Here is a 26,131-nt window from a genome sequence, read left to right as displayed (position 1 = left end):
AGGGGCACGTGCGGCGCGGGAGGCGGCCATGGAGCGTCCACCCAACCCGGTGACCGAGTCGATCGACGGGGCCACCGGTGACATCACGATGTCCGGCGACGCGATGCGCTGGTCACCGGAGCTGGCCGACGGACAGGCGCGGGCGGTCGGTTCGCCCGGAGCCCTCCCCGGGGTGGACGTCGCCGCCGGGTTCGGCGCGCTGCTCGGCCTGGACGCCCCCGGGGTGCGCCGGCTGGTCTCCGGCGCGGTGACCTCGCTGGCGACGGTGGCCGGGGACGTCGTCGCCGAGCTGCGCCAGCTCACCCGGGGCACGGAGGACGAGGATCCGGCCGACGACGACGAGGAGGAGCAGGCGCCGCCCGACCCACCGCCGTCGTCGTCACCGTCGTCGTCACCGCCGCCGTCCGCGAGTTGATCACGGGGTCGGTGCCGGCGACACGCGACGACGTGCCGCCGGTCCCGGCAACGTCCCGGTGACCACGGCCGGAGTCGGCCGTGCTGCCCACGGCGCCGCCCTGTACAACCAGAGGGCACAGCCACATCGACGTGGGGAGTCGCACCGCATGAGCAGCCCGCTGACCCTGGCGCCCGCGCCGCCGTCCCAGGCCGCCGAGGAGGTCCGCGCCCAGGTGCGGGAGTTCCTGGCCGAGGAGCTGGCCGCCGGGACCTTCACCACCCACGTCGACACCTGGCTGTCCGGCGTCGACCCGGCGTTCTCGCGGAAGCTGGGCGAGCGCGGCTGGCTGGGGATGACCTGGCCGAAGCAGTACGGCGGGCACGAGCGCTCGGCGATGGAGCGCTACGCGGTGACCGAGGAGCTGCTGGCGGCCGGCGCCCCGGTGGCGGCGCACTGGATCGCCGACCGGCAGTCCGGGCCGAACCTGCTGCGCTACGGCACGGAGGCGCAGCGGCGGGACATCCTGCCGAGGATCGCCGCGGGGGAGTGCTACTTCGTCATCGGCATGAGCGAGCCGGACTCCGGCTCCGACCTCGCCTCGATCCGCACCCGCGCCGCGCGCAACGGCGACGGGGACTGGGTGGTCAACGGCGCCAAGGTGTGGACGTCGAACGCCCACTTCTCGCACTACGGGATCGTGCTGGTGCGCACCTCACCGGCCGACCCGGCGAACCGGCACGCGGGGCTGTCCCAGCTGCTGGTGGACCTGTCGCTGCCCGGCATCTCGATCAACCCGATCCGCATCCTCGACGGCGGCCACCACTTCAACGAGGTGGTCTTCGAGGACGTCGTCGTCCCCGGCGACATGCTGCTCGGGGAGGAGGGCGCCGGCTGGCACCAGGTGACCGCGGAGCTGGCCTTCGAGCGGTCCGGCCCGGAACGGTTCCTGTCGACCTACCCGCTGGTCGCCGAGTTCGCGCGGCGCGCCTGCGACACCGGGGACGCGGCGCAGCTGGCCACCCTCGGCCGGCTCTCGGCGCGGCTGCTGGCGTTGCGCCAGCTCTCGCTGCGGATCGCGGCGGCGCTGGATCGCGGTGAGCTGCCCGACATCCCCGCGGCGCTGGTCAAGGACGTGGGGACGACGTTCGAGGCAGACGCCGTCGACGAGATCCGCCGGGTGGTCGAGGTGACGGTGTCGCTGGAGTCGCCGGACCCGCTGGGGCGGGCGCTGGCGGAGGCGCAGCTGCACGCGCCGGGCTACACGCTGCGGGGCGGGACCAACGAGATCCTGCGCGGGATCGTGGCGCGTGGGCTGGGGCTGCGATGACGACAGCGGGTAAGCAGCGCGGCGGGGAACGAGCGAGGAGCGGAGCGAGCGCGGGTTCGAGCCAGGGAGCGGAGCGATGAGCGATCAGGACCTGGTGATCGAGACCGTCCGCGACATCCTCTCGGCGCACGAGCCGTTCGCGCTCACGGCGGACACCGCGTGGGACGCCGGGCTGTGGGCCGACCTGGCCGAGGCGGGGCTGACCGGCGTCGGGCTGCCCGAGGAGGCCGGCGGGTCGGGCGGCGAGCTGGCCGACGCGGTGGCCGTCGTCCGCACGCTGGCCGCCGGTGCCGGGGCGGTGCCGGTGGCCGAGCAGCTGCTGGCCGCGGGGCCGGCGCTGCTGGCGGCCGGCCTGGACCTGCCCGACCCGGCCGAGCCGCTCACGCTCGCGGTCGCCGGTGCGGTCACCGCCGAGCCGGTGGACGACGGCGACGGGCCGGGGCGCTGGCGGCTCACCGGCACCGCGACCGACGTCGCCTGGGCCGGGGTGGCGCGGCACGTCGCGGTCCTCGCGGCGGCGCCCGAGGGCATCGAGGGCGCGGTGCTGGCGCTGGTCGGCGCCGAGGAGCTGGCGACCAGCGACGCGCGCAACCTGGCCGGGGAGCCGCGCGGCTCGCTGGTGCTGGGCGGTGCGCCGGCGGCCGGAGCGCTGCTCACCCCGGCTCAGGCCGGGGAGGTGCGGGCCCGCTTCGCGCTGGCGCGGGCGGTGCAGCTGGCCGCGGCGCTGGAGCGGGTGCTGGCCTGGACCGTGCAGTACGCCGGGGAGCGGCACCAGTTCGGTCGGCCGCTGGGCAAGTTTCAGGCCATCCAGATGGAGCTCGCGGAGATGGCCGGCGAGGTCACGGCGGTGACCGCGCTGACCGACGCCGCAGTCCAGGCCCTCGGGCGGGGGGACGACGTCGTCCTGGCCGCGGCGGCGGCCAAGGTGCGCGCCGGGGCGGCGGTCGAGGTGGTGGCCCGGCTGGCGCACCAGGTGCACGGCGCGATCGGGTTCACGTACGAGCACAAGCTGCACCACCTGACGCGGCGGCTGTGGTCCTGGCGCGACGAGGCCGGGTCGGAGCTGACCTGGTCGCAGGTGCTCGGCGTCGGGCTGCTCGCCGAGGGCGGCGACGGCCTCTGGCCGGCCCTGACCCGGGTGGTCTGAGAGAGGACCCCCTTGCCCCCACGCCTCGCACGCTCGGCGCGGGCCCCTGAAGATGGCCGTTCAGCACGTCACCAGGGGCCCGCCGCGAGCCTGTGAGCGGTGGGGGCAGGGAGGTCCTTCCTCACGCGGTCTCGGGCACCCGCAGGTGCGCGAGCACCAGGTCGAACTCGGCGACCTCGAGGATCCGGCCGCCCATCGCGGCGGCGAACTCCTCTCTGACGGCGGTGGCGTCGGTGCGGGAGCGCTCCAGGCTCGCCCGGTCGGCGTAGGTGACCGACCCGGCGCCCCGCCCCTCCCAGCGGTCGACGAGCAGGCTGGCGCTGCAGAAGCCGTCCACCTCCTCGAGCCGCGGCAGCAGGCTCAGCCGGTAGGCGTCGAGGACCTGCTCTACCCGGTCGGGGTCGGTGCGCATCCAGGTGACCCGGGTGCAGGCCCCGTCCGGCGCCTCGTGCACCCGGTGCAGGACGGCGATCTCCCACGTCTGCAGCTCCGGCGGCCCGCCGAGGATCTGGGCGAAGCGGGCCCGCAGGGGCCGCAGCTGCTCGCCGGTCGCGGACATCGCGGCCTCGTCGGCCCACGACGTGGTGGCGATGCAGCGGCCGGAGTCACGGTCGGCGAGCATCGACAGCCCCACGTAGCCGGGCAGGCCCTCGACGGCCGGCATGACCCTGTCTCGCAGGAAGGCGACGCCGTCGTCGACCGCCTTCGGGTTGCCGTGGACGGTGACGGTGCGCGCGTACACGGGCTGCCTCCTCTCTGCGCGGGGGCCGGCGGGGGCGACCCCGGCCCGCTCTGCGGCGCTCACGCGGTCTCGGGTACCCGAAGGTGGGCGAGGACGAGGTCGAACTCCCGGACGTCGGTGACGGCCAGGCCGAGCGCCGGCACGAACTCGTCGCGCAGCGCGCGGGCGTGCTCGCGGGTCTCGATCATGTCCTCCCGGCTGTCGTAGGTGACCGCGGAGACGGCCATGCCCTCCGCGGCGTGGGTCATGAGGCTGACGCTGCAGAAGCCGGCGAGGTCGTCCAGCCGCGGCATCAGGCTCATGCGGAAGGCGTCGATGCTGCGCTCCATGTCGTCGGGGGCGCCGCGCAGCCAGGTCACCCGGGTGCAGGCGCCGTGGTGGGCCTCGTGCCGGCGGTGCATGGCCGACACCTCCCACTCGTGCACCTCGACCTCGCCGCCGAAGACCTCCCTCGCCCGGTCGCGCAGCGGACGGACCCCCTCGGCGCTGGCCTGCATCGCCTCCCGGTCCCGCCAGGACGTCGTCACGATGCACATCCCGGACTCGTGGTCGGCGAGCATGGACAGGCCGATGCAGCCGTCCATGCCGCGGACGGCGGGCATCACCTCGTCGCGGACGTAGTCCGTCCCGCGGTCGACGGACCGCGGGTTGCCGCGGATGGTGGTCGAGCGTGCGTACACGTCACCGCTCCTCTCCAGGGCGCTGGAGTTCTCCGGCGGCGGTGCTCCGGCGGCATCGCCGCGGCGCCCAGCGTCCTCGCGCCCGGCCCGGCAGGCAATGTCCCGGTGCGCCGCCACCGGGACGACGGTCCGCGCCGGCGACGGGAGCCGACGGCAGCCCGCTCACCGGGGCCCGCGGGCGGGCAGCAGTCCCTGCTCGTGGCCGCCGTCCCCCCGGCCGACGCCCGGGGCCGAGCCGCTCACACCGGAGGGCGCGGGTCGCCTCGTCGTCCCGTCCGACAGGAGGGGCGGCCCGCCGGTGGCCGCCGTCCGGCCATCCCGGGCAGCATGCCGGGGTGACCACTGCCGCCGACTCCCACGGGCACACCCACCGTCTCGACCTGACCGACGCGACCGTCCGGGAGTGGGACGCGACGGTCGTCGCGGCCGATCCCGAGCAGGGCGTCGTCCTCGACCGCAGCGCCTTCTACCCGGGCGGCGGCGGGCAGCCGCCGGACGAGGGCGTGCTGCTGTGGGGCGGCGTCCGCACGCGCATCGCCGGCACCCGCAAGGGCGACGAGCTGTACCTGATACCGGTGGAGGGCGACCCGGTGCCGCCGCCGGGCACGGCGGTCCGCGGAGCGCTCGACGACGAGCGGCGGACGGCGCTGATGCGGACGCACTCGGGCCTGCACGTGCTGACCGGCGTCGTCCTGCGCGACTTCGGCGCGAAGGTCACCGGCGGCAACATGGAGCCGCTGACCGCGCGCATGGACTTCGACCTGGCCGAGGTGCCGGCCGACTTCAAGGACCGGGTGGCAGAGGCGGTCAACGCCGAGATCGCCGCGGACCGGCGCATCGAGGTGCGGACGCTGCCGCGTGCGGAGGCCTACGCGATCCCCGACCTGATCCGGACCGCGACCGACCTGCTGCCGCCCGACATCGAGGAGGTCCGCATCGTCGACATCGTCGGCCTGGACCTGCAGGCCGACGGCGGCACGCACGTGGCCTCGACGGCGATGGTCGGCCGGGTCGAGGTGGTCAAGATGGAGAACAAGGGCCGCGGGTTCCGCCGGCTGCGCATCCGCGTCGTCTGACGTGCCGGTCCCGGGCCGGGAGCGGTCGAGCTCCCGGCCCGGGACCGGGTGGTGCTCAGGTCACCTCCGACCCCACCGCGGCGTGCACGGGGACCCGCGGTACGGGGATCGGCGGCGGTGACGCGGCGGCGGGGGCCACGTCGTGCTCGAGAGAACTCAGCAGGTCCTCGCCGTAGACGTCCGCCACCCAGTTGGGCTGGTACACGGTGTCGAGGTACCGCTCGCCCAGGTCCGGGGCGATGGTGACCGCGGTGAGCTCGCGCCCGCCGTTCCCCCGGTGGCGGGCCAGCCACTTCGTCGCCCCGCTGACCACGGTGCCGGTCGAGCCACCGAACAGGAAGCCGCGCCGAGCCAGCCGGTGGCAGGCGCGGACGGTGTCCACCTCCTCCTCCACCACCACCTCGTCGACGTAGGACTCGTCCAGCAGAGGCGGGCGGACGGGCCATGCCCAGGCCCGGGATCATCCGCGGGCTCGCCGGACCGCCGAAGGACACCGAGCCGGCCGGGTCGACGGCGACGATGCGCACCGAGGGGCGGTGCTCGCGGAACCACCGGGCGCAGCCCATCAGGGTTCCGGTGGTGCCGGCCCCGACGAACAGGACGTCCAGTTTCGGGAACTGCCGGTCGATCGCCGGCGCGGTCTGGCGGTAGTGCGCCTGCCAGTTGTGCTGGTTCTCGTACTGGTTGAGCCACACGTAGCGGGGGTCGGCGGCACACCGAGCCCTCACGTGGTCCATCCGCGCACCGAGGAGGCCGCGGGCCGGGTCGGCCACCTCGGTGACCACGTGCACCTCGGCGCCGAGCGCCTCCATCAGCAGCCTGGTCTGCAGGTTGCAGCGGGGGTCGGTCACGCACAGGAACCCGTAGCCCTTGCTCGCCGCGATCATGCTCAGCGCGACACCGAGGTTGCCCGACGAGGACTCGACGATGACCGACCCCGGCCGCAGCCGGCCCTCGCGTTCGGCGGCCGCCACCATCCCGCTCGCGGCCTTGAGCTTGACCGACCCGGCGAAGTTGAGCCCTTCGACCTTGAGGAACAGCGAGTGCCCGACGATCGACCGGAGGTCGATGAACAGGTCGTGCTCGTTGAACTCGTGGGGCAGGGAGATGACGGTCACGATGAGGCACTCATCTCGTCGGCGCGGGACTGCGGTGTCCCGCGCGGCCTGTGGGGGTGCGACAACTCCTCGGTATGGAGAGTCCGGTGCGGGGCTGCTGGATACGATCGGATCGGCCCCCGAAGCGGACCGGCATGCCCACGGTCGGGGGTGGGGTCATCCCCACCTCGAGCGGACAGCCCCGACCTCGCGGTCACGCCGCGTACCCGGCCGGGGCAGCGAGGCGCGGCTCGACCCCACTGGTGACCCGGAGGCGGGCCGGCGGTCGGCCGTGGAGCTGGACGGACCCGTCGGCGTCGCCGTCCTCGACGGCGCGTTCGACTCGGTCAGGCCCGGGGCGCCGCCCACTCCGGGATCTACCTGCCGAGGGCGACGGCGTGCGCCAGCCGGAGGCCGCCGCTGAGCCACAGCAGGACGTCGTGCAGCCGCAGCCGGGTGAGCGGGACGCCCCCGGTCGCGGTCAGCAGTCCGGACGCCACGGTCTCGAGCGCGCCGAACGCCTCGGCGTTGGCCAGCAGCTCCCGGTGCACGACCGCCTCGAGCCCGCTGTCGCCCTCCTCGACGTGGGGGAGCAACGAGCGGCGGGTGGTGCCGCCGACCAGCGGCACGAGGTCCGGACGCCGGTGGTGCAGCGCTGCGACGAGGTGGTCCCGGTGCCGCCCAGGCCCGTGCCGGCCGACCGCCCGCAGGCCGGCGCCGACCGTGCCCGGCTCCTCCAGCACCGACAGCTCCCCGGGCGGGAGCTCCCAGAACGCCCGTCCGTCGGCCCGCACGGCTATGGCGCCGGCTAGCGGGCCGGCCTCGTCGAGCGCAGCGCGCACCGCGGCCCAGCCCGCAGGGTCGAGGCGGCCGTGCAGCCCCTCGGCAATCAGGACGTCGTCGTCACTCGGCGGTCCGACGACCGGCGGGCGGCAGTCGAAGCGCTCGTAGCCGAAGGCCGGGACCCGCACCCATCGACCCTCGGGGTGACCTGGGGAGCGGAACCACAGCGCCCGCCGTCCCCGCGCGTACCCGAGCACCGCCGCGAGCGCGGTGTCCCAGGGCACCGGGTCCGGCCCGACGCTGGGCAGGGACAGGGGCGGACCGGCAGCCACCTCCCCAGCCTGCTCGACGCCGAGCCGCGCCGCGCCGTCGAGGCACCCGCGCCGGCGTGGCCTGCCGCGCGGTTCGTGGGGACGACTCGCCGGTCGGGTCGGTCGTGCGCCGGCGGCCCTCGACCCCCGCCTCACCCGGTCGGCGGCCGCCACGTCGGGGACTCGACGACCGGGACCACCCGGCCACCTGCGGCCAGGTGCAGGCTCCAGCTGCTCGCGACGGCGTCGTCGAGGACGGTGTGCAGCCCCTCGGCCCACGCGTCGTCCTCGGCGCTGACCACGGCGTGCCCGGGGCGGCAGAGCGCCATCGCGAGGTGCGTGACGTCGAGGTCCTCGGTGAGCGTCTCGTGGAGGTCGGCGAGCCCGCGCAGCGTCAACCGGTCGGGGACCGCCGGCAGGTCGTCGACCGGGACGACCAGCGGCAGCGAGCGACCGTCGCCGGTGAGCCACAGCAGCCAGAGGCTGCGGGCGGCGAAGACCGGTGGGTCGAGCAGGGCGGCCCAGCGCCGGGTGAGCTCGGCAGCCGAGCGGACGGGGACCTGGGCGAGCGGGGGAGTCGTCATGCCCGGGACCCTGGCCGTGGCCACCGTCGGTGGGGTCTGCCGTCCACAGGAGGGCGCCCGCCCACACGACCGGCGTCACCGCGCGCCCGATCCTGCTACCGGGCCCGACGACGCCACTCGCGGAGGAGGATGCGAGCATGGGCAAGCAGGCGAGGCAGCGGAGGCAGGCCCCGGCGTCATCAGACGGGTCCTCGCCGGTGGGCGACGCGATCCCGTGGCCGTCCGCGATCTCCCCGGGTCGGTGGGTGGACGCCGACGGCACGTCCTGGCGGCTCCGCGGCGGGGAACCCCCGGTGAAGCGGGTGGAGCACCTGCTGCGTTCGCCCGACGTCCCGGTCCTGCACTTCTACGGGCCGGACGCGCCGACGGAGGTCGCCGCGGCCGACCGGGAGGCGCTGTGGCAGCGCGTGCGTCCGTACCTCCGGCAGACGGTGCAGGAGCCCGACGACCACACCAGCTTCGACGTCGCCGAGTTCAAGGACGACCGGCGTCGCTACATGCTCGTCATCGAGGAGAGCCGCTGACCCGACAGGTGCGTGGTGCCCCAGTGCGAGCGGTACGGGCGGCAGGACGTCAGCTCGCCCGACCTGCAGCGCTGCCCGGGTGAGGTCTTCCACTACCACGGTGCCCGGCACGCGTGGCACGCGGTGACCAGTAACTCCACCCGACCAGCAGCCCGACCTCGTGCCCGCGGAGGCGTCGTCCTCATCGGCCGTCGGTCACCGGCCGACGGGATGGCGGGCGCTCCACCGACCGTCGGCAGGCAGCTGCACGAGCCCTGCTGGGAGACGCGCGCTCTGGCTCATCCGAACCACTCGCACCAACTGGCGCAGTCTGGACCAGCTGGCACACCGGGGGGTCCTGCGCGCACGTACGGTGCCGCTGCACTTCTCGAATCGGGGGACGACGATGATGCCGACCAACTGGGGCTTCCGAGGGCCGACGCCGCCCGCGCAGCAGCCCACGCAGACGATGCAGCTGCCCGTCCAGCCGCCTGCCGAGCAGCCTCCCGGGCGCCGGCGGACGTGGCTGCGGTGGGCGATCCCGCTGCTGGCGTTCCTGATCGGCACCGGTGTCGGGGCGGCGGGCGACCAGGCCGACGTGACCGCCGCTCCGCAGTACATCGCCCTGCAGGACGACCTAGAGGTCGCGCAGGACCAGGCCAGCGAGCTGAGCGACGACGTGGCCGCAGCCGAGGAGCAGGTCCGACAGGCGGCCGCGGCGGCGCAGACCCAGATCGAGCAGCAGACCGCGGCGATCACCCAGCGTGCGACGGCGCTCGACCAGCGGGAGCAGGACCTCGTCGCCCGGGAGGGTGCGCTGCGCGCCGCTGAGCAGACGGCCAGCAGCCGCATCTCGTCGTCCTCGTCCTCGTCGTCCTCGTCCGGGTCCGTGTCGTCCGGCGCCGGCAGCGCGGCGGTCGTCGAGCCCGAGCCGGAGGTGTCCGTCAGCGCCTCCTACGCCAACTGCTCCGCGGCGCGAAACGCCGGCGCAGCCCCGGTCCGTGTCGGTGACCCGGGCTACGGCCGCCACCTCGACCGCGACGGCGACGGGATCGGCTGCGAGTAAGAGGCGGGAGGAGGGGCCGGTCCGGACGACATCCGGACCGGCAGCTCCGGTGGCCGGCCCGTCCCGGTGAGCGCGCCACGGCCTGCTGGCCCAGCGGTCCTCCTCCACGAGAGCTCGTGCTCTGCCCACCGGTGTGGGCAGAGCACGAGCGCCGCCGAGGACACCCGGCGCCGGCCGGACGGGCGCGGTGCAGGGCCGCGCCGGTGCTCAGCGGTGGCCGAGGCCGCCGGGGCCGTGGTCGGCGGGCACGCGCTCGTCCTCCGGCGGCGGACCGGGCGGTGTCCCGTCGCCGAACGGCGAGCCGCCCAGCTCCTCGCGCCCGTGCGGGGTCAGCCAGTTCGAGGTGTCGGGACCGACCGGGACGACCTGGGTCGGGTTGATGTCCGCGTGGACGACGTAGTAGTGCTCCTTGATCTGCGGGAAGTCGATCGTGTCGCCGAACCCGGGGGTCTGGAACAGGTCGCGCGCGTAGGCCCACAGCACCGGCATCTCGGTCAGCTTCTGCCGGTTGGCCTTGAAGTGGCCGTGGTAGACGGGGTCGAACCGGGTCAGCGTGGTGAACAGCCGGACGTCGGCCTCGGTGATCGACCCACCCATCAGGTACCGCTGCCCGGACAGCCGCTCCTCCAGCCAGTCCAGCGCCGTCCACAGCCGGTCGTACGCCCTGTCGTAGGAGCGCTGCGAGCCGGCGAACCCGCACCGGTACACGCCGTTGTTGACCTCGGTGTAGACCCGCTGCATGACCTCGTCCATCTCGTCGCGCAGCTTCCCGGGGTAGAGGTCGGGCGCGCCGTCGCGGTGGAACGCCGTCCACTCGGTGGAGAGGTCCAGCGTCATCTGCAGGAAGTCGTTGGTGACCACCTGCCGGGTGGGGACGTCGACCAGCGCCGGCACCGTGATGCCGCGGTCGTAGTCGGGGAAGCGGGCGAGGAAGGCCTCCTGCAGCCGCTCGTACCCCAGCACCGGGTCGCGGCCGCCGGGGTCGAGGTCGAACGTCCAGGACCGCTCGTCGTGGGTAGGCCCGCACATGCCCATGGAGATCGCGTCCTCCAGGCCGAGCAGCCGGCGCACGACGGCCGCCCGGTTCGCCCACGGGCAGGCCCGCGCGATGACGAGCCGGTAGCGCCCGGCCTCCACCGGCCACCCGCCGGAACCGTCGGCGGTGATCCGGTCGGGGATGTAGTCGGTGTCCCGCTCGAACTCCCCGGAGGTGACGTAGCCCGACCCGCTGTTCTCATCGCTCACGAAGCCCAGCGTGATCGACGTCGCGCCGGGCCGCTCGTCAGAGCCGGGTGGTCGTCGCCTCGTCCCGCTGGCCGTCGAACCAGCGCTCCAGCACCTCGGCGAACACCCGCTCGTCGGGCGCGGCCGCCTCGAACAGCGTCATCGACGAGCGCAGCTTCACCGCGTCCACGGACCCGAGCGCCCGGACCGGGTCGCGGCCGGACAGCTCCAGCAGCGCCTGCGCGCACTCCACCAGCCGCGGCCCCAGCACGGGGTGCGCGAGGTACGCCCGCGCCTCCTCCAGGCCGGCGAGCGCGTAGTGCTGCGCGGTCGAGCTGCGCCCCAGACCCGCGACCTGCGGGAAGACGAACCACATCCAGTGGCCGCGCTTGGCCCCGGCCCGCAGCTCGCGCAGCGCCTGCTCGTACACCCCGCCGTCCTGCGCCCCGACGAACCGCTCGAGGCCGAAGGGGTCGCTCACGTCGCCTCCTCGCCGGCGCTCGTCGGTCGCGGTCGCGGCGCTGCTGTGCCGCTGGGTGAGCTCACGGGGCCCGGCCGCCCACCGGGTCGACCTCGCGTGACCGGGACAGCGCCCGGGCGAGGAAGCGCACCATCGTCCCGAGCAGCCGCTTGCGCGAGTCGGCCCGACGGAAGTCGTGGCCCTCGCCCTCGAGCTCCAGGTACTGCACCGTTCGCTCCTGCTCGCGCAGCGCCAGGACGATCTGGTGCGCCTCGCCGATCGGCACGTTGGTGTCGTGCTCGCCGTGGACGACCAGCAGCGGGACGTCGATGGCGCCGGCGGCCCGCAGCGGCGAGATCTCCTCCAGCAGCGCGCGGTCCCGCTCGGGGTGGCCGTACTTCGACACCGCGGCCGCGCCGATCCACGGTTCGGTGTCGCGGTAGAAGGTGACCAGGTCGGACATGCCGCAGACGTCCACTCCCGCCGCGAAGACGCCGGGCGAGAAGGCGAGCGAGGCCAGGGTCAGGTAGCCGCCGTAGGAGCGGCCGGTCACCGCTATGCGGTCGGCGTCGGCGACACCGGTGTCCACCAGGTGCTGCGCGGCGGCCAGCACGTCGGCGAACGCGTCGTAGCGGCCGTGCAGGTCGTCGGCGTGCACGAACTCCCGGCCGAACCCCGACGAGCCGCGGATGTTGGGCGCGAACACGGTGATGCCGGCGGCGGCCAGCGCCTGGTGCTCCGGGTCGAACGTCGGCCGCTCCTGTGCCTCGGGCCCGCCGTGCAGCCACAGCACCGCCGGGCCGGTCCCCTTCAGCCGGCTCGGCGCGCGGTACAGCCAGCCGGTCAGCGGCAGTCCGTCCTGCCCTGCGAAGGTCGCCGGCGTCGGGACGACGAGCCGCCGCGCGGGCAGGGGAGGGGAGGAGGAGACCCGGGTCCAGGCGTGCGTCGTGGTGTCCAGGTGCCAGAGCTCGCGGGGACGCGTCGGGCCCTCCACGCCGAGCACCACGCTTGAGCCGTCGCGGCTGAGCACCGGGTCGGCGGCCACCAGCCCGGGCAGTCCGGAGATCGGCGTCCGCCCGCCCGTGGCGGTGTCCATGAGCTCCAGCTCGCTGCGCCCGGCGACGTTCCACACCAGCAGCAGCAGCCGGCCGGCGTCGTCGGCGTCGATGAACTCCAGCTCCGCGTCGTCCCGCGCGGCCAGCGTGCGGGGCTCGCCGCGCCACCCGTTCGGGCCGAACGGCAGGCCGATCAGCTGGCGCCGGGGCAGGCCCACGTCGGAGGCCAGGTACACGTAGACCGGCCCGCCGTGCTCAGCGGGAGCCGGCCGGATGAGCGCGACCTCGGTCGAGCCGGTCGCGCCCTGGGGCAGCACGCTGAGGGCCTCGTCGGTGAGCCGGTCGACGACCACGACGTACTGCTGTCCGCGCGCGCCGTCGCGGATGACGATGAAGCGCTCCTCCAGCGACACGTCGAGCACGCGGATCAGCTCGCCCTCCGCCAGCGGGTCGAGCCGGCCGGTCGCGGGGTCGGCCAGGAAACAGCGGGTCGGCACCCCCTCGGCGGCGCCGGGGAAGGTGACGACGAAGCGGTGCCCGCTGCGGGTCCAGGGACCGAGCTCGGCGTGCGTGGTCGCGTCGCCGGCGATCCGGCGGGCGTCGCTGCCGTCGGGACGCACCACCCACACCGCCGTCCGGACCCCGCCGTCGGTGGCGACCTCGCAGGTGAGCCAGCCGCTGTCGGCCGCCCACCGCACGGAGACCACCGGGTCGTCGGAGAGCTTGACGTGCCGCGCCGCGGGCCGCGGCCCGTCGAGCACGACGTCCTTGATGTAGAGCTGGGGCATGCCGGAGCGGTCGCTGATGAAGGCGACCTGCCGGGCGTCCGGCGTCATGTTCGGGCCCCAGCTGCCCCAGGCGTCGACGAGGGCGTCGCCCAGCGCGATCGCGTCCTCGACGACCGCCGGGTCCGCGTCCAGGTACGTCGTCACCGTGCCAGGCCTCCCTGTTTTGCAGCCTCATGGCGTACGCGCAGGCTGGCACAGCCCCCGCGCGGTCCGTGGCGTCCGGCTCGCGCAGCACGCGCTCCGCCGGTCCCGGCCGGAGCAGACCACGCCGTCCGGCCGCCGGGTCGCCCGGCGCCGCGTCCACGGTACGGCCCACGTTCCCGCCGGACGAGGAGTACCGGGACTCTCGTGCCCAGTGAGGCACGCGTGACCGCCCGAAGCGCGCGCGGGGCGCGCCCCCACCCGCGCGCGCCCGGTGGGATCGCCCTCGCCGCGCTCTGGCACGCTGCGTCCACCGCCGCCCACCCAGGAGGGGAGTGCCCGTGCCGCCGCCGCCCGGACCGCTCGCGGGGCTGACCGTCCTGGAGCTCACCTCGACCTTCCTCGGCCCGTACTGCGCGGTGCTCATGGCCCAGATGGGCGCGCGGGTGGTCAAGGTCGAGCCGCCGGCGGGCGACATCATCCGCGGCGTCGGCGACGAGCACGGCTCCGGGCTGGGGCCGGCGTTCCTCACCTTCAACCGGGGCAAGGAGTCCGTCGTCCTGGACCTGACGACGCCGGCCGGCCGTGAGGCCCTCGACCTGCTGGTCGACGAGGCCGACGTGGTGCTGCACAACATGCGGCCGAGGGCCGCCGCCCGGCTCGGCATCGACGCCGGGACGGTCCTGGCGCGCAACCCGCGGGTCGTCCACTGCGCTGCCGTCGGCTACGGCTCGGCCGGCCCGTACCGCGACGAGCCGGCCTACGACGACGTCGTCCAGGGCGTCTCGGGGCTGGCCGCCGTCCAGAGCGGCACCGGGGAGCCGCAGTACGTGCGCACCCAGGTGGTCGACAAGACGGTCGGCGTCATGGCGCTGGCCGCCGTCCTCGCCGCCCTGCACGAGCGGTCGGTGTCCGGCCGCGGGCAGGCGGTCGAGGTGCCGATGTTCGAGTCCATGGCGAGCTTCCTGCTCATGGAGCAGCAGGGCGGCCGGGTGTACGCCGGCCGCACGGGCGGCACGGGGTACGCCCGGACGGCGTCGCCCTACCGCCGCCCGCACCGCACCGCCGACGGGGTGATCGCGGTGCTGCTCTACACCGACGCGCACTGGCGCGAGTTCTTCCGGCTGGTCGACCGGCCCGACCTCGCCGACGACCCGGAGCTGACCACCATCCGGGGCCGCACCCGGCGGATCGACGAGCTCTACCGGCTGGTCGACGACGAGCTCGCCCGCCGTCCCACGGCGCACTGGCTCTCGACGCTGCGCGACCGGCACATCCCGGCCATGCCGGTGAACACCGTCGAGGACCTCTTCGACGACGAGCACCTGGCCGCGGTCGGGTTCTTCGAGGAGGTCGAGCACCCGACCGAGGGCACGCTGGTGCACGCCCGGCTGCCGTGGACCTTCGGCCGCAGCGGCGCCCCCTCGCTCCCCGGCGCGCCCGCCCTGGGCCAGCACACCGAGGCGACGCTGCGCCGGCTGGGCCTCGACGACGACGCCGTCCGTGCCGCCGGCACCGCCCGGCCGGTCAGCGGGGAGCGGCCCGCTCCGGGGTGAGCGCGGCGGCCCGCTCGGCGGAGAGGATGAGCGCGGCCGCGGCGAGCGTGCAGGCCGCGACCGCCCCGAACGCGACGCCGTACCCGGCCGCTCCGATCAACGCGCCGGCCGCGACCGGGGCGACCACCCGGCCCAGCTGCCCGGCCAGGGCCTGGCCGCCGGAGACCGACGCGAAGACGGCGGCGGGCACGTAGCTGCCCAGCAGCGCCGGGCGGGCGATGTGGATGACGCCGAACCCCGCTCCGAACAGCAGCACGAACAGCACCGTCGACACCGGCTGGGGCAGGGCGAACAGCAGCCCGACGCCGACCGCCTGACCGGCGAGCAGCGACGCGCTGACCGGACCGGTGCCCAGCCGCCCGGCCAGCGCGGTGAGCGCCACCCGGCCGGCCACCGACATCGCGCCGAGGGCACCGGCCGCCGCCGCGGCCAGCGGCGGGGGCGCACCCCGCTCGAGCAGGTGGGCGACCAGGTGCACGGCGACGGCGGTGATGGCCAGCATCTCCAGCGCCGTGGCCAGGGTCAGCCGGCGCACCGCGGGGTCCCGCCACGGGTCGACGGGGGCGGCGGGGGGGTCCGGCACCGCCGACGGCCCGGGACCGGGCTCCGCGGCAGGCCCGGGGGACGCCGCGTCGCCGTCCGGGGCGAGGCCGAGGTCGGCCGGGGCGCGCCGCAGCAGCAGCGCGTGCGGCACGGCGCAGAGTGCGACCGGCACGGCGAGCACCAGCAGTGCGCTGCGCCACCCGAGCCCGTCGATGAGGGCCTGCGAGGTGGGCAGGAAGACGGTCGAGGCGAACCCGGCGACCACGGTGAGGGTCAGCAGCGCGGCCCGCCGCTCGCGGCGGAACCACGTGTTGATCACCGCGTAGGCCGGCTCGTAGAGCACCGCCGCGCAGGCCAGCCCGATGCCGGTGAACACCAGGTACAGCTGCGGCAGGGTGCGCACCTGCGACCAGCCGACGACGCAGGCCGCGCCGAGCAGGCTGCCCGCGGTCATGAGCCAGCGCGCCCCGTGCCGGTCCAGCCAGCGGCCCACGGCGGGGGCGGCCGCTCCGGTGACGGCCATGGCGAGGGTGAGCGCGCCGGACAGCTGTGCGGTGCCGGCGCCGAGGTCGCGCTGCATCGGCACGAGGAACACCGCGAAGGAGTAGAAGAGCACCCCGTAGGCGACGGTCTCGGTGCCGGCCAGCGCCCACACCATCCGCCAGCCCGGGAAGTCCCGGCGCCGCCCCGCCCCCACGGTCGGCGTCACCTCACGAGCTGCGGCGGGCGACCCTGCCCGAGCCGGCCTGGTCCACCGGGTAGAGGAGGACGTCGGCGACGACGACGTGCGGCGGCCGGCTCGCGATCCAGGTGACGACGTCGGCGACGTCCCCGGGCGACAGCGGGGTCAGACCCTCGTAGACGGCCTTGGCCGGGGCCTCGTCCCCGTCGAAGCGGACCAGGGAGAACTCGGTCTCGACCATCCCGGGGTCGACCTGGCTGATCCGCACGCCGCTGCCCAGCACGTCCATCCGCATGCCGCGGGTGATCCGCTCCACGGCGGCCTTGGTCGCGCAGTACACGGCGCCGCCGGGGTAGACCTCGCGGCCGGCGTTGGACCCGATGTTGACCACGTGGCCGGAGCCGCGCTCGACCATGCCGGGCAGCACGCAGGCCGAGACGTTGAGCAGGCCGCGGACGTTGGTGTCCAGCATCCGGTCCCAGTTGTCCGGGTCGTCGGTGTGGATCGGGCCGCGGCCGGCGGCCAGCCCGGCGTTGTTGACCAGGACGTCGATCGGCGTCCAGTCGGCGGGCAGCGAGGTCAGCGCGGCCGACACCTGGGCGCGGTCGCGGACGTCCATGGTCAGCGGCAGCACCGCGTCCCCGTGCTCCGCGTGGAGGTCCGCCAGCCGCTCGGTGCGGCGGGCGGCGGCGATCACCCGGGCGCCCTCGGCCAGGAACGCCTCGGTGCAGGCCCGGCCGATGCCGCTCGAGGCTCCGGTGACCAGTACGACTCGTGCAGCGCTCACGGGGGCTCCTGTGCTCGGGGGAGTGGGTGGGGGTCAGGCGCGGGCGCGCCGGGCGCGGGGGGCGTCGCCGGTCCGCGAGCCCGACGGCGCCCGGGTGCGGCGGAAGGCGACCGGCCCGGGCAGGGTGTTGTCGACCAGCTGGGTGTCGAGGTAGGAGTCGCGGGACTGTCCGACGTGCGCGCGCATGGCGGCCGCGGCCTCGTCGGGCCGGCCGGCCGCGATGAGCTCGGCGACCTGGCGGTGCTCGGCCCACGCGCGCGGGGCGATGGTGCTGACCAGGGGCGCGAAGAACCAGCGGCTGCGCTGGGAGAGCTGCTCGCCGAACTCCAGCAGGAGGTGGTTGCGCGCGCAGAGCATCACGGTGCGGTGGAAGCGGGCGGTGTGCCCGGCCATCTGCTGGGCAGGGACGCCGCGCGCCCAGTCGGCATCGGCCTCGTCGCAGATGCCCAGCAGCGCCGCGGCGTCCTCGGGCGTGCAGCGCTGCGCGGCCAGCTCGGCGGCGGAGCGCTCGACCACCTCCCGGGCCTCGAAGAACTCCTCCACCTGCTGCCGGGTCGGCTGGTTGACGAACGCGCCCTGGCGCGGCCGCAGCGTGATCCAGCCGTCGCGGTGCAGCCGCTGCAGGGCCTCGCGCACCGGACCGCGGCTGACCCCGAGCTCGGCGGCGAGGCGCTCCTCGACCAGGTGGTCACCGGGTGCGAGCGTGCGGGCGATGAGCAGCTCCTGCAGCCGCCCGTAGACGTGCTCGCGCAGCGGGAGGGCGTGGATGTGGTCGGCGCCGGACACGTTCGATCCCCCACTTCCCGCGGCGTTGTGCATCGGGATGGTCACACGAATCGTTAACAGTAGACAAGATTTGTTGTGAGCTGGTTCACTCGGCCACCGACCGCTCCGGCTCCGTCCCTCCAGCCGCCCCCGGACCAGGGAGGACGCCGGCCCGGGTCCCCGACCGCACGCACCAGGAAGGCCAACGATGACCTCCAGCCCGATCCCCGCCCGGCCGACCCGCCGCCTCCTCGGCACCGCGCTGGCCTCCGCGCTCCTGCTCACCGCCTGTGGCGGGGGCGAGTCCGGGGGCACCGGGGGCGGTGAGGGCGCGCAGGCCGGCGGCCCCCTGACCTTCGCCACGGGTGGCACCGGCGGCGTCTACTACCCCTACGGCGGTGGCATCGCCAACCTGCTCAGCTCGGAGCTGGAGGGGACGACGGTCACGGTCCAGGAGACCAACGCCTCGGTCGACAACATGCAGCTGCTGGCCTCGGGGCAGGCGCAGCTGGCCTTCGGCCTCGGCGACGTCGTCTCCGACGCGGCCAACGGTGAGAACACGTTCACCGAGGCGCTGCCGCTGTGCTCGCTCGGGAACATCTACAACAACTTCACGCACGTCTTCACGACTGCCGCGACCGGGATCACCTCGATCGAGGACCTGCGCGGCAAGCGGGTGTCGCCCGGGGCGGTCGGCTCGGCCTCGGAGGTCACCGCCGACCGGATCATGCAGGCGGCCGGCCTCGACCCGCAGGCCGACATCGAGCGTGCCCAGCTGGGGGTCGCGGAGACCGTCGCGGCGATCCAGGACGGCACCGTCGACGCGGGCTTCTGGTCCGGCGGCCTGCCCACCGGCGCCATCGTCGAGCTGGCCAACAACGCCGACCTGGTCCTCATCCCGACCGGGGAGTACACCGACGCGATGGCCGAGCAGTACGGCGACTACTACTTCACCGAGGAGATCCCGGCCAACACCTACGAGGGCCAGACCGAGGCCTCGCCGCAGGTCGTCTCGCCGAACATCCTCGTCGCCCGCACCGACATGGACGAGCAGCTGCAGCAGGACATCACGCGGACGATCTTCGAGAACAAGGAACAGCTGCTCACCGTGCACCCGGCGGCCGAGGAGCTCGACCCGGCGACGGCCGGTGAGGTCGCCTTCATCGAGACCTGCCCCGGCGCGCAGGCCTACTTCGACTCGGTGGGCTGACCGGGTAGCGCGCGGGGGGAGTCGGTCGTGGCCGTGCGGTCGGGGTCCGGGGCTCGCGCCGCGGGCCCCGGCGGCACGACCTCCCGCAGCCGCACGGTTCGGTGGCTCGCCCCCGTCGTGCTGGTGCCGGCCGCGGTGCTGATCGGGGCGGGGGCCGCTGCGACCACCGCGGGGCTGGCCGGGGACGACGGCCGGGCGGTCGTCGTCCGGACGCCGGACGGCGAGGTCGTCGCCCGCGTCCCGCTGACCGGGGACCGGTTCGCCGTCAGCTACCGCAACAGCGTCTACACCACCCTGGCCGAGGAGCGGTACCGCGTCCTCCCCGACGGCCGCTTCGAGCTCGTCGAGCTGGCCGCCGACCAGGTGGCCGTGCTCGAGGAGTACTACGCCGTACCGGGTGCACCGCGACCGGCGCCGCCCGGCGACCGCCGCCACCACGTGGCCGAGCCCGACCCGGCCCGCCCTGCTGTCTTCGACGTCCTGAACATCGCCGCCACCGACCTGGGCGAGCGCACACTGCACACCCTGGGTACCGACCCCGTCCCGATCTGGCGGCTCCTGACCAGGGAAGACCCCACCGTGCTACTGGAGATCGAGCGATGAAGATGAAGCTGCCAGGCCGCACACGGAGCCACACGACCGAGGACGAGCAGGCCCGCGCGGAGCACTCCCGGCACGACAGCGTCCACAAGGCCGCCCACCACGCCGCCCACCGGCAGGGCGGCATCGTGGACGTCGCCACCCTGGACAAGCGCCCTGGCGCCGATCCGGTCGACGATCCCGACCGCATCGACGAGGAGGCGCTGATCGCGGAGTTCGAGGCGGAGAAGCCGGCGCGCCAGCTGACCGGCTGGCCGAGCTGGGTCACCGCGGTGGTCGGGGTGGGGCTGTCCCTGTTCGGCCTCTACTGGGTCTTCAACCCGATGCCGCGGCAGGTGTACCTGCCGACGTTCCTCTCCATCGGCCTGTTCCTGACCTTCCTGACCTACCGCGGCTGGCCGCGGTCGGCCAAGGCCAAGGAGGACGGGAAGCCCGACCGCCCGAACGTGCTGGACTGGCTGCTGGCGCTGGCCTCCCTCGTGCCGGCCGTCTACATGGTGTCGGACTGGCAGGGCTTCTTCCGGCGCGCGATCCTGCCGACCGACACCGACCTGATCATCGGCACGCTGCTCATCCTGCTGGTCCTGGAGGCCGCACGGCGCACCGTCGGCATCCTGGTCCCGATCGTCGTGCTGCTGTTCATCGCCTCGGCGTACTGGGGCTCCTTCATGCCGGCGCCGTTCACCACCGCCAACTTCGGCTGGCCGCGGCTGGTCGGGCACAACGTCATGGGCCTGCAGGGCATCTTCGGCACGCCGCTGGAGGTCGCCGCCACCTACATCATCCTGTTCACCATCTACGGCGCCGTCCTGGCCGCCTCCGGTGCCACCCGGTTCTTCATCGACCTGTCCTTCGCCGCGTTCGGGCAGTCCCCGGCCGGCCCCGGCCGCACGGTGACGCTTTCGGGCTTCCTGCTGGGCACGGTGTCCGGCTCGGGCGTCGCCACGACCGTCACCCTGGGTGGCATCTCCTGGCCGCTGCTGAAGAAGGCCGGCTACCCGAAGGAGGCCGGCGGCGGCGTGCTGGCGGCCGCCGGCATCGGCGCGATCATGTCGCCGCCGACCCTCGGCGCGGCGGCGTTCATCATCGCCGAGCTGCTGCAGGTCTCCTACCTCGAGGTGCTCATCTGGGCGACGATCCCGACGATCCTGTACTACCTGGGGATCATCCTGGCGATCGAGATGGACGCCCGGCGGCACAAGACGCACACCGTGGCGATGGAGACCCAGTCGCCCTGGCGGCTGCTGCTGCGCTTCGGCTACCACTTTTCGTCGCTGGCCGCGATCGTCTTCTTCCTGGTGCTGGGGTTCACGCCGTTCCGCGCGGTTGTCTACGCCACCGTGCTGGCCTTCCTGCTCAGCTTCCTCGAGCGGCGGTCGTGGATGACGCCCCGGCGGGTGTGGGACGCGCTGGCCCAGGGCGCGGTCGGTGCGCTGTCGGTCATCCCGGTCATGGCCGTGGCCGGCATCATCGTCGGCGTCATGACCCTGACCGGGCTGGCGCTGCGGCTGGCCGGGATCATCGTCGACTTCTCCAACGGCAACGTGGTGCTCACCGCCGTCTTCTCCGCGGTGGTGGTCGTCCTGCTGGGCCTCGCGGTCCCGGTGACGGCGAGCTTCATCATCTCGTTCGTCGTCATCTCGCCGGCGCTCCAGCAGGTGGGCGTCGAGCCGTTCGCCGCGGCGATGTTCATCTTCTACTACGCGGTGCTCAGCGAGGTCTCCCCGCCGACGGCGCTGTCGCCGTTCGCCGCCGCCGCCATCACCGGTGGCAAGCCGGTCAAGACCATGTGGCTGACGTGGAAGTACACCCTGCCGGCGTTCCTCGTGCCGTTCATCTTCGTGCTGTCCCCGCGCGGCGTCGGGCTGCTGTTCGAGGGCGGCGCCGCCACGGTGGCGATCGCCTTCGTCACCTCGGTCTTCGCCGTGGCCTCGCTGGCGGTGGTCACCGGCGCCTGGCTGTTCGGCCCGGCGCGCATCCCCGAGCGGGTGCTGTTCCTGGTCGCGGCGATCGCACTGCTGGTCATGACGCCGACGTTCATCGCGGTCGGTGCGGGCTTCATGGTCGCCGGCGTCGTCGTGCACCTGATCACCCGCCGCCGCGCCGGGCCGGACGACGGGGCCGCTGCGGAGCCGGAGGCCGGGAGGCCGGGTGTGCCGAGCAGCCCGACGGCCCCGCGGCCGGCTCCCGCGCCACCGGTGTCCCCCGTCGCCGGCGCCACGACCGCGGACCGCCCGCGGACGGAGCGGTGAGCCCGCGGCTCATCGACGGCGTCGCCGACCTGCACGTGCACGGGGCGCCCAGCCTCGTCGCGCGGCACGGGCTCGACCACGAGGTGGTCGGCGCGCACGCGCAGGTCGGCGTCGACCTCGCCGTCCTCAAGGCGCACGAGGGCTCGACGGTGGAGCGCGCGGCCCTGGCCGCGGACCGGCCGGAGACCGACGGCGTCCGGGTGGTCGGCGGGATCGTCCTCAACTCACCGGCCGGCGGGGCCAACCCCGACGCGGTGGAGGTGGCCGCCCGGCTCGGCGGGCGCGTGGTGTGGATGCCGACGGTCTCCGCGCCCGCGCACGTCGCGTCGGCGGCCGCACCCGAGCTCTCGGTGCACCGGACGCTGTCCTTCCGGCAGGTCGACGTGCTGGACGACGCCGGTGCGCTGCTGCCCGCGTGGCGCGAGGTGCTCGACGTCGTCGCCGCTCATGACCTGGTGCTGGCCTCGGGTCACCTGACCTGCGCGGAGGCGCTGGTGCTCTTCCGGGCGGCGTCGGCGGCCGGGGTGCGCCGGATGCTGTTCAACCACCCGCGCATGCCGTTCTTGGGGTGGGACGACGACGCCGCGCCGGAGCTGGCGCGGCTCGGCGTGGTGCTGGAGCTGGGCATCCTGCCCGACATCCTCACCACCGACGGGCCGCCGTCGACGACGCTGGGCGAGGTCTACCCGCACGACCAGCTCGCCTTCGGCGGCGACCTCGGGCACGCCGACCACCCGACGATGGCGCAGGCGCTGCCCGGCTGGCTGGCCGGCCTGGAGGCGTGCCTGGGCGAGGCCGGCACCGAGCGGGCGCTCACCACCGTGGGCCGCGAGCTGGTGCTCCGGTGATCCGGGTCGCGCTGCTGCCGGGGGACGGCGTCGGCGAGGAGGTGCTCGACGGGCCGACGCGGCTGCTGCGCCTGCTGGCCGAGCGGGGGGAGGTCGAGGTCACCGGGCCCTGGCCGGTCGGCGCCCGGGCCGCGGCGGAGACCGGCGACGTGCTGCCGGCCGGGACGCTGGCCGCCTGCGACGCCGCCGACGCGATCCTGCTCGGCGCCGTGGGGGAGGACCCCCGCGTGCCGGCCGGGGTGTGCCCGCGCCCGGAGGTCGCCCTGCACCGGCTCCGGGAGCGCTACGACCTGCGCATCTCGGTGCGCGAGATCCCGTTCGCCGACGGCCGCGAGCTCACCGTCGTGCGCAACCTCATCGGCGGCTCGTACGGCGGCGCGGACGACCGGGTGCTGCGGGAGGACGGCAGCGAGGCCGCCGACGTGCTGCGGCTGACCCGGGAACGGGTCGCCGAGGTGGTGCACACCGCCTGCGACGTGCTGGGACGGCGGGGCGGCGGACGGCTGGTCTCGGTGGACAAGGCCAACCTCTACGCCACCGGCCGGCTCTGGCGGCAGGTCGCCGGCGACGTCGCCCGCGAGCGCGGGATCGAGGTCGAGCACCGGTACGTCGACCGCGCGGCGTTCGAGCTGGGCTCGGGGGCCCCGGTGCCCGACGTCCTGGTCACTGAAGGCCTGCTCGGCGACATCCTCTCCGACCTCGCCGCCGGGCGGGCCGGCTCCCCCGCACTGTGCGGGTCGGCGTCGCTGCACCCCGGCGAGCCGGTCCGCGGCCGGTGCGTCGGCCTGTTCGAGCCGGCGCACGGCTCGGCTCCGCGGCGGGCGCTGCGGGACCAGGTCGACCCGCTCGGCGGCTTCCTCGCCCTGGCCGCCCTGCTGCGGCACTTCCCCGCCACCCGGGAGGCCGGCGAGCGGGTGCGGGCAGCGGTCGGCGCCGTGCTGCGCTCGGGCCCGTGGACCTACGACCTGGTGCCGGAGGGCGGAGCGGCGGCGTCGACCGGGCAGGTCGCCGACGCCGTCCTCGCCGCGTTCGGGTCGGGGGAGCCGTCGGCCCCCGCGTCCCCGTCCGCCGAGCCGGCCGGGGTGGAGGCCGTGGAGGTGCTCGGGGAGCCGGCGGTGCGCGTGCCGGCCGACGTCCTGGAGACGTGGACGGCCGAGGTGCTCGAGGCCGTCGGCGTCCGGCCGTCCCACGCCCGCGACACCGCGCGGGTGCTCGCCTACGCCGACCTGTCGGGCATCGACTCGCACGGCATCGCCCGGCTGCCGGCCTACGTCGGCGCCATCGGCAACGGCGTCATCGCCGTCGACGGCCGGCCGAGCGTGCACTCCGACGGGAGCGCGGTGGCCCTGGTCGACGGCCACGACCTGCTCGGCCACCCGGTCACCACGTTCGCGTTCGACGAGGCGGTCGCGCGGGCGCGGCGGTACGGCGTCGGCTGGGTCAACGTGCGCCGGAGCAGCCACCACGGCGCCAGCGGCTGCTACGTGTACGACGCGGCGCGGCTCGGGCTGGTCGGGCTGGCGGCGACCAACACCGGCCCGGTCGTCGCGCCCGCCGGGGCCGCCCGCCCCTACCTCGGCACCAACCCGCTGGCGCTCGGGGTGCCGGTGCCCGGCGAGGAGCCGCTGGTCTTCGACATGGCGACCTCCGCGGTCGCCGCCGGCAAGTTCGAGATCGCGCTGCGCCTCGGCAAGCCCGTGCCGCTGGGCTGGGGTGTGGACGCCGAGGGGCGGCCGACGACCGACCCGGCCGCGGTCTTCCCCGGCCGGGGGGCGCTGCTGCCGCTGGGCAGCGACCGGGAGCGCTCCAGCCACAAGGGCTACGGGCTGGGCCTGCTGGTGGAGCTCCTCACCGCCGTCCTGGCCGGTGGGCCGACGGGGCCGGGGGTGGGCAACCTGACGTTCCGGTCCGGCGCCCGGTCGCCGGACACCAGTCACCTGGTCGTGGTCCTCGACCCGGCGCGGCTGGGCGACCCGGAGGCCATCGGCGGCGGCGCCGCCCGGCTGCTCGCCGAGCTGCGGGGGCTGGCCCCGGTCGACCCGGACCTGCCGGTCCGGACGCCGGGACAGCGGGCCGCCGCGGAGCGCGCGCTGCGCCGCGAGCTCGGTGTCCCGCTGGACGCCGAGACGCACCGCGCGCTGCAGGCGCTGGCCGGGCAGGTCGGCCGGCCGCTCGCGGTCGTGGCGCGTGGCTGACCCGGCCGGGGACGTGGACGCCGACCCCGACGAACCCGGCCGGCGCACCGCTGCCCCGAGCCGGCGGGCCCGGTCCCCGGGCGCGGTGGGCGCCGTGCTCCGGGCGGTGGCCGTCTCGGTGCTCGGCGTGCTGCCGGCCTTCCTCGTCGGGGCGCTGGCGGTGCAGATCCGCGCCGACCTGCAGGTGGGCCTCGGCCTGTTCGGCCTGGCCGCGGCGACGCTGTTCGCCGTCTCCGGCGGCCTCGCCCGGCCCGCCGGCCGGCTGGTGCAGCGGCTCGGGTCGCGCCGCGGTGCTGCCCTGGCCGCGGCGCTGGCCACGGCCTCGCTCACCGTCATCGCCCTGGCCGGCTCGCCGGCCGCGCTGATGGCCGGGCTGGCCGTCGGCGGCCTGGGCAACGCCGTCGCCCAGCCGTCGGCCAACGCGGTGGTCTCCGAGCTGGTCACCGAGCAGCGGCTCGGCGTCGCCTTCGGCATCAAGCAGTCCTCGATCCCGGCGGCGACGCTGCTGGGCGGGCTCGCCGTCCCCGGGGTGGCCCTCGTCTTCGGCTGGCGGTGGGCGGTCGCCTGCGCCGTCGGTCTCGCCGTCGTCCTGCTGCTGGTCTCCCTCACCGGCCGGGACGTCGGACGGCGGCGGGGCGGGGCGCCGCGCGCGCCCGGCGCTCCCCGGGCGCCGGACCGGGGGCTGCCCCGCGGCGGGCTGGTGGTGCTCACCGTCGGTGGCTTCCTGGGCTCGGCCGCGGCCACCCCGACCGGGGTCTTCCTCGTCGACTCCGCGGTCGCCGCCGGCACCGACGCGGGCGCGGCCGGGCTGCTGTTCGCGGGCTGCTCGGTGCTGGGGCTGGTGGTCCGGATCGGCTACGGCCTGCTCGTCGACCGGCACCCCACCCGCAGCGCCTATCTGTTCATCGCCAACCTGCTGGCCGCCGGCACGGCCGGCTACGTGCTGCTCGCGGCGGGCACGGTGCCGGCGTCCGTCGCCGGCGGCGTGCTGGCCTACGGCGCCGGCTGGGCGTGGACCGGGCTGTTCCACTTCGCGGTCATCCGCGACAACCGCGACGCCGCGGCGTCGGTCACCGGGTTCGTGCAGACCGGCCTGTCGCTGGGTGCCGCCTCCGGTCCGCTGCTGTTCGGCGTCGTCGCGCAGACCTGGTCCTACTCCGCGGCCTGGCTCACGGCCGCGGCGCTGAGCCTGGCCGGCGCGGTCACCGTCCGGGTCAGCCGCCGGATGGTCCGCCGGTCGCGCGGGCTCCCGGTGAGCCGGCTGCCCGGACGCCGGCGCCGCGCCCCCGACCTGCCCGCACCCACCTGAGGA

Annotated in this window: 24 protein-coding genes and 1 pseudogene; 13 read left to right on the top strand and 12 right to left on the bottom strand. The window is 75.3% G+C overall.

The genetic code is table 11. The annotated features are described in order from the left end of the window. Positions 1-28: 28 nt before the first annotated feature. The 3 genes from GOBS_RS18570 (at position 29) to GOBS_RS18560 (ending at position 2,871) form a co-directional block, all read left to right on the top strand. Positions 29-415 (top strand): hypothetical protein, encoded by a 387-nt coding sequence (locus tag GOBS_RS18570; protein ID WP_012949811.1) that lies wholly within the window; start codon positions 29-31, stop codon positions 413-415. A 148-nt stretch (positions 416-563) separates the two neighbouring features. Beyond that, a complete protein-coding gene (locus GOBS_RS18565) occupies positions 564-1,724 on the top strand; it encodes an acyl-CoA dehydrogenase family protein (protein WP_012949810.1) in 1,161 nt (386 codons plus the stop codon). Between the two features lie 76 nt (positions 1,725-1,800). Beyond that, positions 1,801-2,871: an acyl-CoA dehydrogenase family protein gene (locus tag GOBS_RS18560; RefSeq protein WP_012949809.1), complete on the top strand. Its 1,071-nt coding sequence runs from the start codon at positions 1,801-1,803 to the stop codon at positions 2,869-2,871. A gap of 121 nt (positions 2,872-2,992) precedes the next feature. On the opposite strand, the gene GOBS_RS18555 is transcribed toward GOBS_RS18560, so the two are convergent. Continuing rightward, positions 2,993-3,613 (bottom strand): hypothetical protein, encoded by a 621-nt coding sequence (locus GOBS_RS18555; RefSeq protein ID WP_012949808.1) that lies wholly within the window; start codon positions 3,611-3,613, stop codon positions 2,993-2,995. A 59-nt stretch (positions 3,614-3,672) separates the two neighbouring features. Next, positions 3,673-4,293 (bottom strand): hypothetical protein, encoded by a 621-nt coding sequence (locus GOBS_RS18550; RefSeq protein WP_012949807.1) that lies wholly within the window; start codon positions 4,291-4,293, stop codon positions 3,673-3,675. 335 nt (positions 4,294-4,628) lie between these two features. Here GOBS_RS18550 and GOBS_RS18545 point away from each other — a divergent pair, with 335 nt between their 5' ends. After that, positions 4,629-5,369 carry an alanyl-tRNA editing protein gene (locus GOBS_RS18545; RefSeq protein WP_012949806.1) on the top strand — a complete coding sequence of 247 codons (741 nt, stop codon included), beginning with the start codon at positions 4,629-4,631 and terminating at the stop codon, positions 5,367-5,369. 55 nt (positions 5,370-5,424) lie between these two features. On the opposite strand, the gene GOBS_RS28290 is transcribed toward GOBS_RS18545, so the two are convergent. The 4 genes and pseudogenes from GOBS_RS28290 to GOBS_RS18530 all read right to left on the bottom strand — a co-directional run bounded on the left by GOBS_RS28290 (position 5,425) and on the right by GOBS_RS18530 (position 8,144). Next, positions 5,425-5,751: a PALP domain-containing protein gene (locus GOBS_RS28290; RefSeq protein ID WP_208104565.1), complete on the bottom strand. Its 327-nt coding sequence runs from the start codon at positions 5,749-5,751 to the stop codon at positions 5,425-5,427. A 73-nt stretch (positions 5,752-5,824) separates the two neighbouring features. Beyond that, positions 5,825-6,487, bottom strand: a pseudogene (locus GOBS_RS29820) (pyridoxal-phosphate dependent enzyme); the annotation flags it as partial. 356 nt (positions 6,488-6,843) lie between these two features. Continuing rightward, the gene (locus GOBS_RS18535) at positions 6,844-7,581 is read right to left on the bottom strand and encodes a hypothetical protein (protein ID WP_012949805.1); all 738 of its coding nucleotides are present in this window, start codon (positions 7,579-7,581) and stop codon (positions 6,844-6,846) included. A gap of 131 nt (positions 7,582-7,712) precedes the next feature. Beyond that, positions 7,713-8,144: a hypothetical protein gene (locus GOBS_RS18530; RefSeq protein WP_012949804.1), complete on the bottom strand. Its 432-nt coding sequence runs from the start codon at positions 8,142-8,144 to the stop codon at positions 7,713-7,715. Positions 8,145-8,341: 197 nt separating this feature from the next. Here GOBS_RS18530 and GOBS_RS18525 point away from each other — a divergent pair, with 197 nt between their 5' ends. Then, complete coding sequence (locus GOBS_RS18525) at positions 8,342-8,668, top strand: hypothetical protein (RefSeq protein WP_041241577.1); 327 nt, start codon at positions 8,342-8,344, stop codon at positions 8,666-8,668. A 388-nt stretch (positions 8,669-9,056) separates the two neighbouring features. Then, positions 9,057-9,713: an excalibur calcium-binding domain-containing protein gene (locus tag GOBS_RS28285; RefSeq protein ID WP_243697539.1), complete on the top strand. Its 657-nt coding sequence runs from the start codon at positions 9,057-9,059 to the stop codon at positions 9,711-9,713. Positions 9,714-9,920: 207 nt separating this feature from the next. Here GOBS_RS28285 and GOBS_RS18515 read toward each other — a convergent pair whose 3' ends face one another. The 3 genes from GOBS_RS18515 to GOBS_RS18505 form a co-directional block, all read right to left on the bottom strand. After that, positions 9,921-10,958, bottom strand: coding sequence for a glutathione S-transferase family protein (locus GOBS_RS18515; RefSeq protein WP_012949801.1), 1,038 nt, complete (start codon positions 10,956-10,958; stop codon positions 9,921-9,923). A 37-nt stretch (positions 10,959-10,995) separates the two neighbouring features. Then, positions 10,996-11,418, bottom strand: coding sequence for a DUF1810 domain-containing protein (locus tag GOBS_RS18510; protein WP_012949800.1), 423 nt, complete (start codon positions 11,416-11,418; stop codon positions 10,996-10,998). 61 nt (positions 11,419-11,479) lie between these two features. Then, positions 11,480-13,384 (bottom strand): S9 family peptidase, encoded by a 1,905-nt coding sequence (locus tag GOBS_RS18505; protein WP_012949799.1) that lies wholly within the window; start codon positions 13,382-13,384, stop codon positions 11,480-11,482. 338 nt (positions 13,385-13,722) lie between these two features. On the opposite strand from GOBS_RS18505, the gene GOBS_RS18500 reads away from it, so the two are divergent. After that, the gene (locus GOBS_RS18500; RefSeq protein WP_012949798.1) at positions 13,723-14,937 is read left to right on the top strand and encodes a CaiB/BaiF CoA transferase family protein; all 1,215 of its coding nucleotides are present in this window, start codon (positions 13,723-13,725) and stop codon (positions 14,935-14,937) included. Here the strand turns inward: GOBS_RS18500 and GOBS_RS18495 are convergent. Genes GOBS_RS18495 through GOBS_RS18485 form a run of 3 tightly spaced genes read right to left on the bottom strand, consistent with a single transcriptional unit; the run spans position 14,909 to position 17,735 of the window. After that, positions 14,909-16,189, bottom strand: coding sequence for an MFS transporter (locus tag GOBS_RS18495; RefSeq protein WP_243697538.1), 1,281 nt, complete (start codon positions 16,187-16,189; stop codon positions 14,909-14,911). The genes GOBS_RS18500 and GOBS_RS18495 overlap by 29 nt on opposite strands. A 1-nt stretch (position 16,190) precedes the next feature. After that, positions 16,191-16,949 carry an SDR family NAD(P)-dependent oxidoreductase gene (locus GOBS_RS18490; RefSeq protein WP_012949796.1) on the bottom strand — a complete coding sequence of 253 codons (759 nt, stop codon included), beginning with the start codon at positions 16,947-16,949 and terminating at the stop codon, positions 16,191-16,193. Positions 16,950-16,982: 33 nt separating this feature from the next. After that, positions 16,983-17,735 (bottom strand): GntR family transcriptional regulator, encoded by a 753-nt coding sequence (locus tag GOBS_RS18485; protein WP_243697537.1) that lies wholly within the window; start codon positions 17,733-17,735, stop codon positions 16,983-16,985. Between the two features lie 187 nt (positions 17,736-17,922). Between GOBS_RS18485 and GOBS_RS18480 the strand changes: the two genes are divergently transcribed. Genes GOBS_RS18480 through GOBS_RS18455 form a run of 6 tightly spaced genes read left to right on the top strand, consistent with a single transcriptional unit; the run spans position 17,923 to position 26,128 of the window. After that, positions 17,923-18,924, top strand: a complete 1,002-nt coding sequence (locus tag GOBS_RS18480) for a TAXI family TRAP transporter solute-binding subunit (protein WP_012949794.1) — start codon at positions 17,923-17,925, stop codon at positions 18,922-18,924. A gap of 27 nt (positions 18,925-18,951) precedes the next feature. Next, a complete protein-coding gene (locus GOBS_RS18475; protein ID WP_012949793.1) occupies positions 18,952-19,527 on the top strand; it encodes a hypothetical protein in 576 nt (191 codons plus the stop codon). Next, on the top strand, positions 19,524-21,776 hold the full coding sequence (locus GOBS_RS18470) for a TRAP transporter permease (RefSeq protein WP_208104321.1): 2,253 nt from the start codon (positions 19,524-19,526) through the stop codon (positions 21,774-21,776). The genes GOBS_RS18475 and GOBS_RS18470 overlap by 4 nt, the downstream gene beginning before the upstream one ends. After that, positions 21,773-22,624, top strand: a complete 852-nt coding sequence (locus GOBS_RS18465) for a DUF6282 family protein (RefSeq protein WP_012949791.1) — start codon at positions 21,773-21,775, stop codon at positions 22,622-22,624. Before GOBS_RS18470 ends, GOBS_RS18465 begins: the two co-directional genes overlap by 4 nt. Then, positions 22,621-24,819 carry an Ldh family oxidoreductase gene (locus tag GOBS_RS25695; protein ID WP_012949790.1) on the top strand — a complete coding sequence of 733 codons (2,199 nt, stop codon included), beginning with the start codon at positions 22,621-22,623 and terminating at the stop codon, positions 24,817-24,819. Before GOBS_RS18465 ends, GOBS_RS25695 begins: the two co-directional genes overlap by 4 nt. Beyond that, positions 24,812-26,128, top strand: a complete 1,317-nt coding sequence (locus GOBS_RS18455) for an MFS transporter (protein WP_012949789.1) — start codon at positions 24,812-24,814, stop codon at positions 26,126-26,128. Before GOBS_RS25695 ends, GOBS_RS18455 begins: the two co-directional genes overlap by 8 nt. Positions 26,129-26,131 lie beyond the last annotated feature (3 nt).

This window comes from Geodermatophilus obscurus DSM 43160, assembly GCF_000025345.1.
Classification (GTDB): Bacteria; Actinomycetota; Actinomycetes; order Mycobacteriales; family Geodermatophilaceae; genus Geodermatophilus; species Geodermatophilus obscurus.
Note: the sequence above shows the minus strand (reverse complement) of the source record. Positions and strands in the feature narration are given on the sequence as shown.

What these genes read in the sequence shown, in the direction of transcription:
- GOBS_RS18570 (WP_012949811.1), top strand. Translation starts at nt 29, where the DNA reads ATGGAGCGTCCACCCAACCCGGTGACCGAGTCGATCGACGGGGCCACC.
- GOBS_RS18560 (WP_012949809.1), top strand. Translation starts at nt 1,801, where the DNA reads ATGAGCGATCAGGACCTGGTGATCGAGACCGTCCGCGACATCCTCTCG.
- GOBS_RS18470 (WP_208104321.1), top strand. Translation starts at nt 19,524, where the DNA reads ATGAAGATGAAGCTGCCAGGCCGCACACGGAGCCACACGACCGAGGAC.
- GOBS_RS28285 (WP_243697539.1), top strand. Translation starts at nt 9,057, where the DNA reads ATGCCGACCAACTGGGGCTTCCGAGGGCCGACGCCGCCCGCGCAGCAG.
- GOBS_RS18565 (WP_012949810.1), top strand. Translation starts at nt 564, where the DNA reads ATGAGCAGCCCGCTGACCCTGGCGCCCGCGCCGCCGTCCCAGGCCGCC.
- GOBS_RS18530 (WP_012949804.1), bottom strand. Translation starts at nt 8,144, where the DNA reads ATGACGACTCCCCCGCTCGCCCAGGTCCCCGTCCGCTCGGCTGCCGAG.
- GOBS_RS18480 (WP_012949794.1), top strand. Translation starts at nt 17,923, where the DNA reads ATGACCTCCAGCCCGATCCCCGCCCGGCCGACCCGCCGCCTCCTCGGC.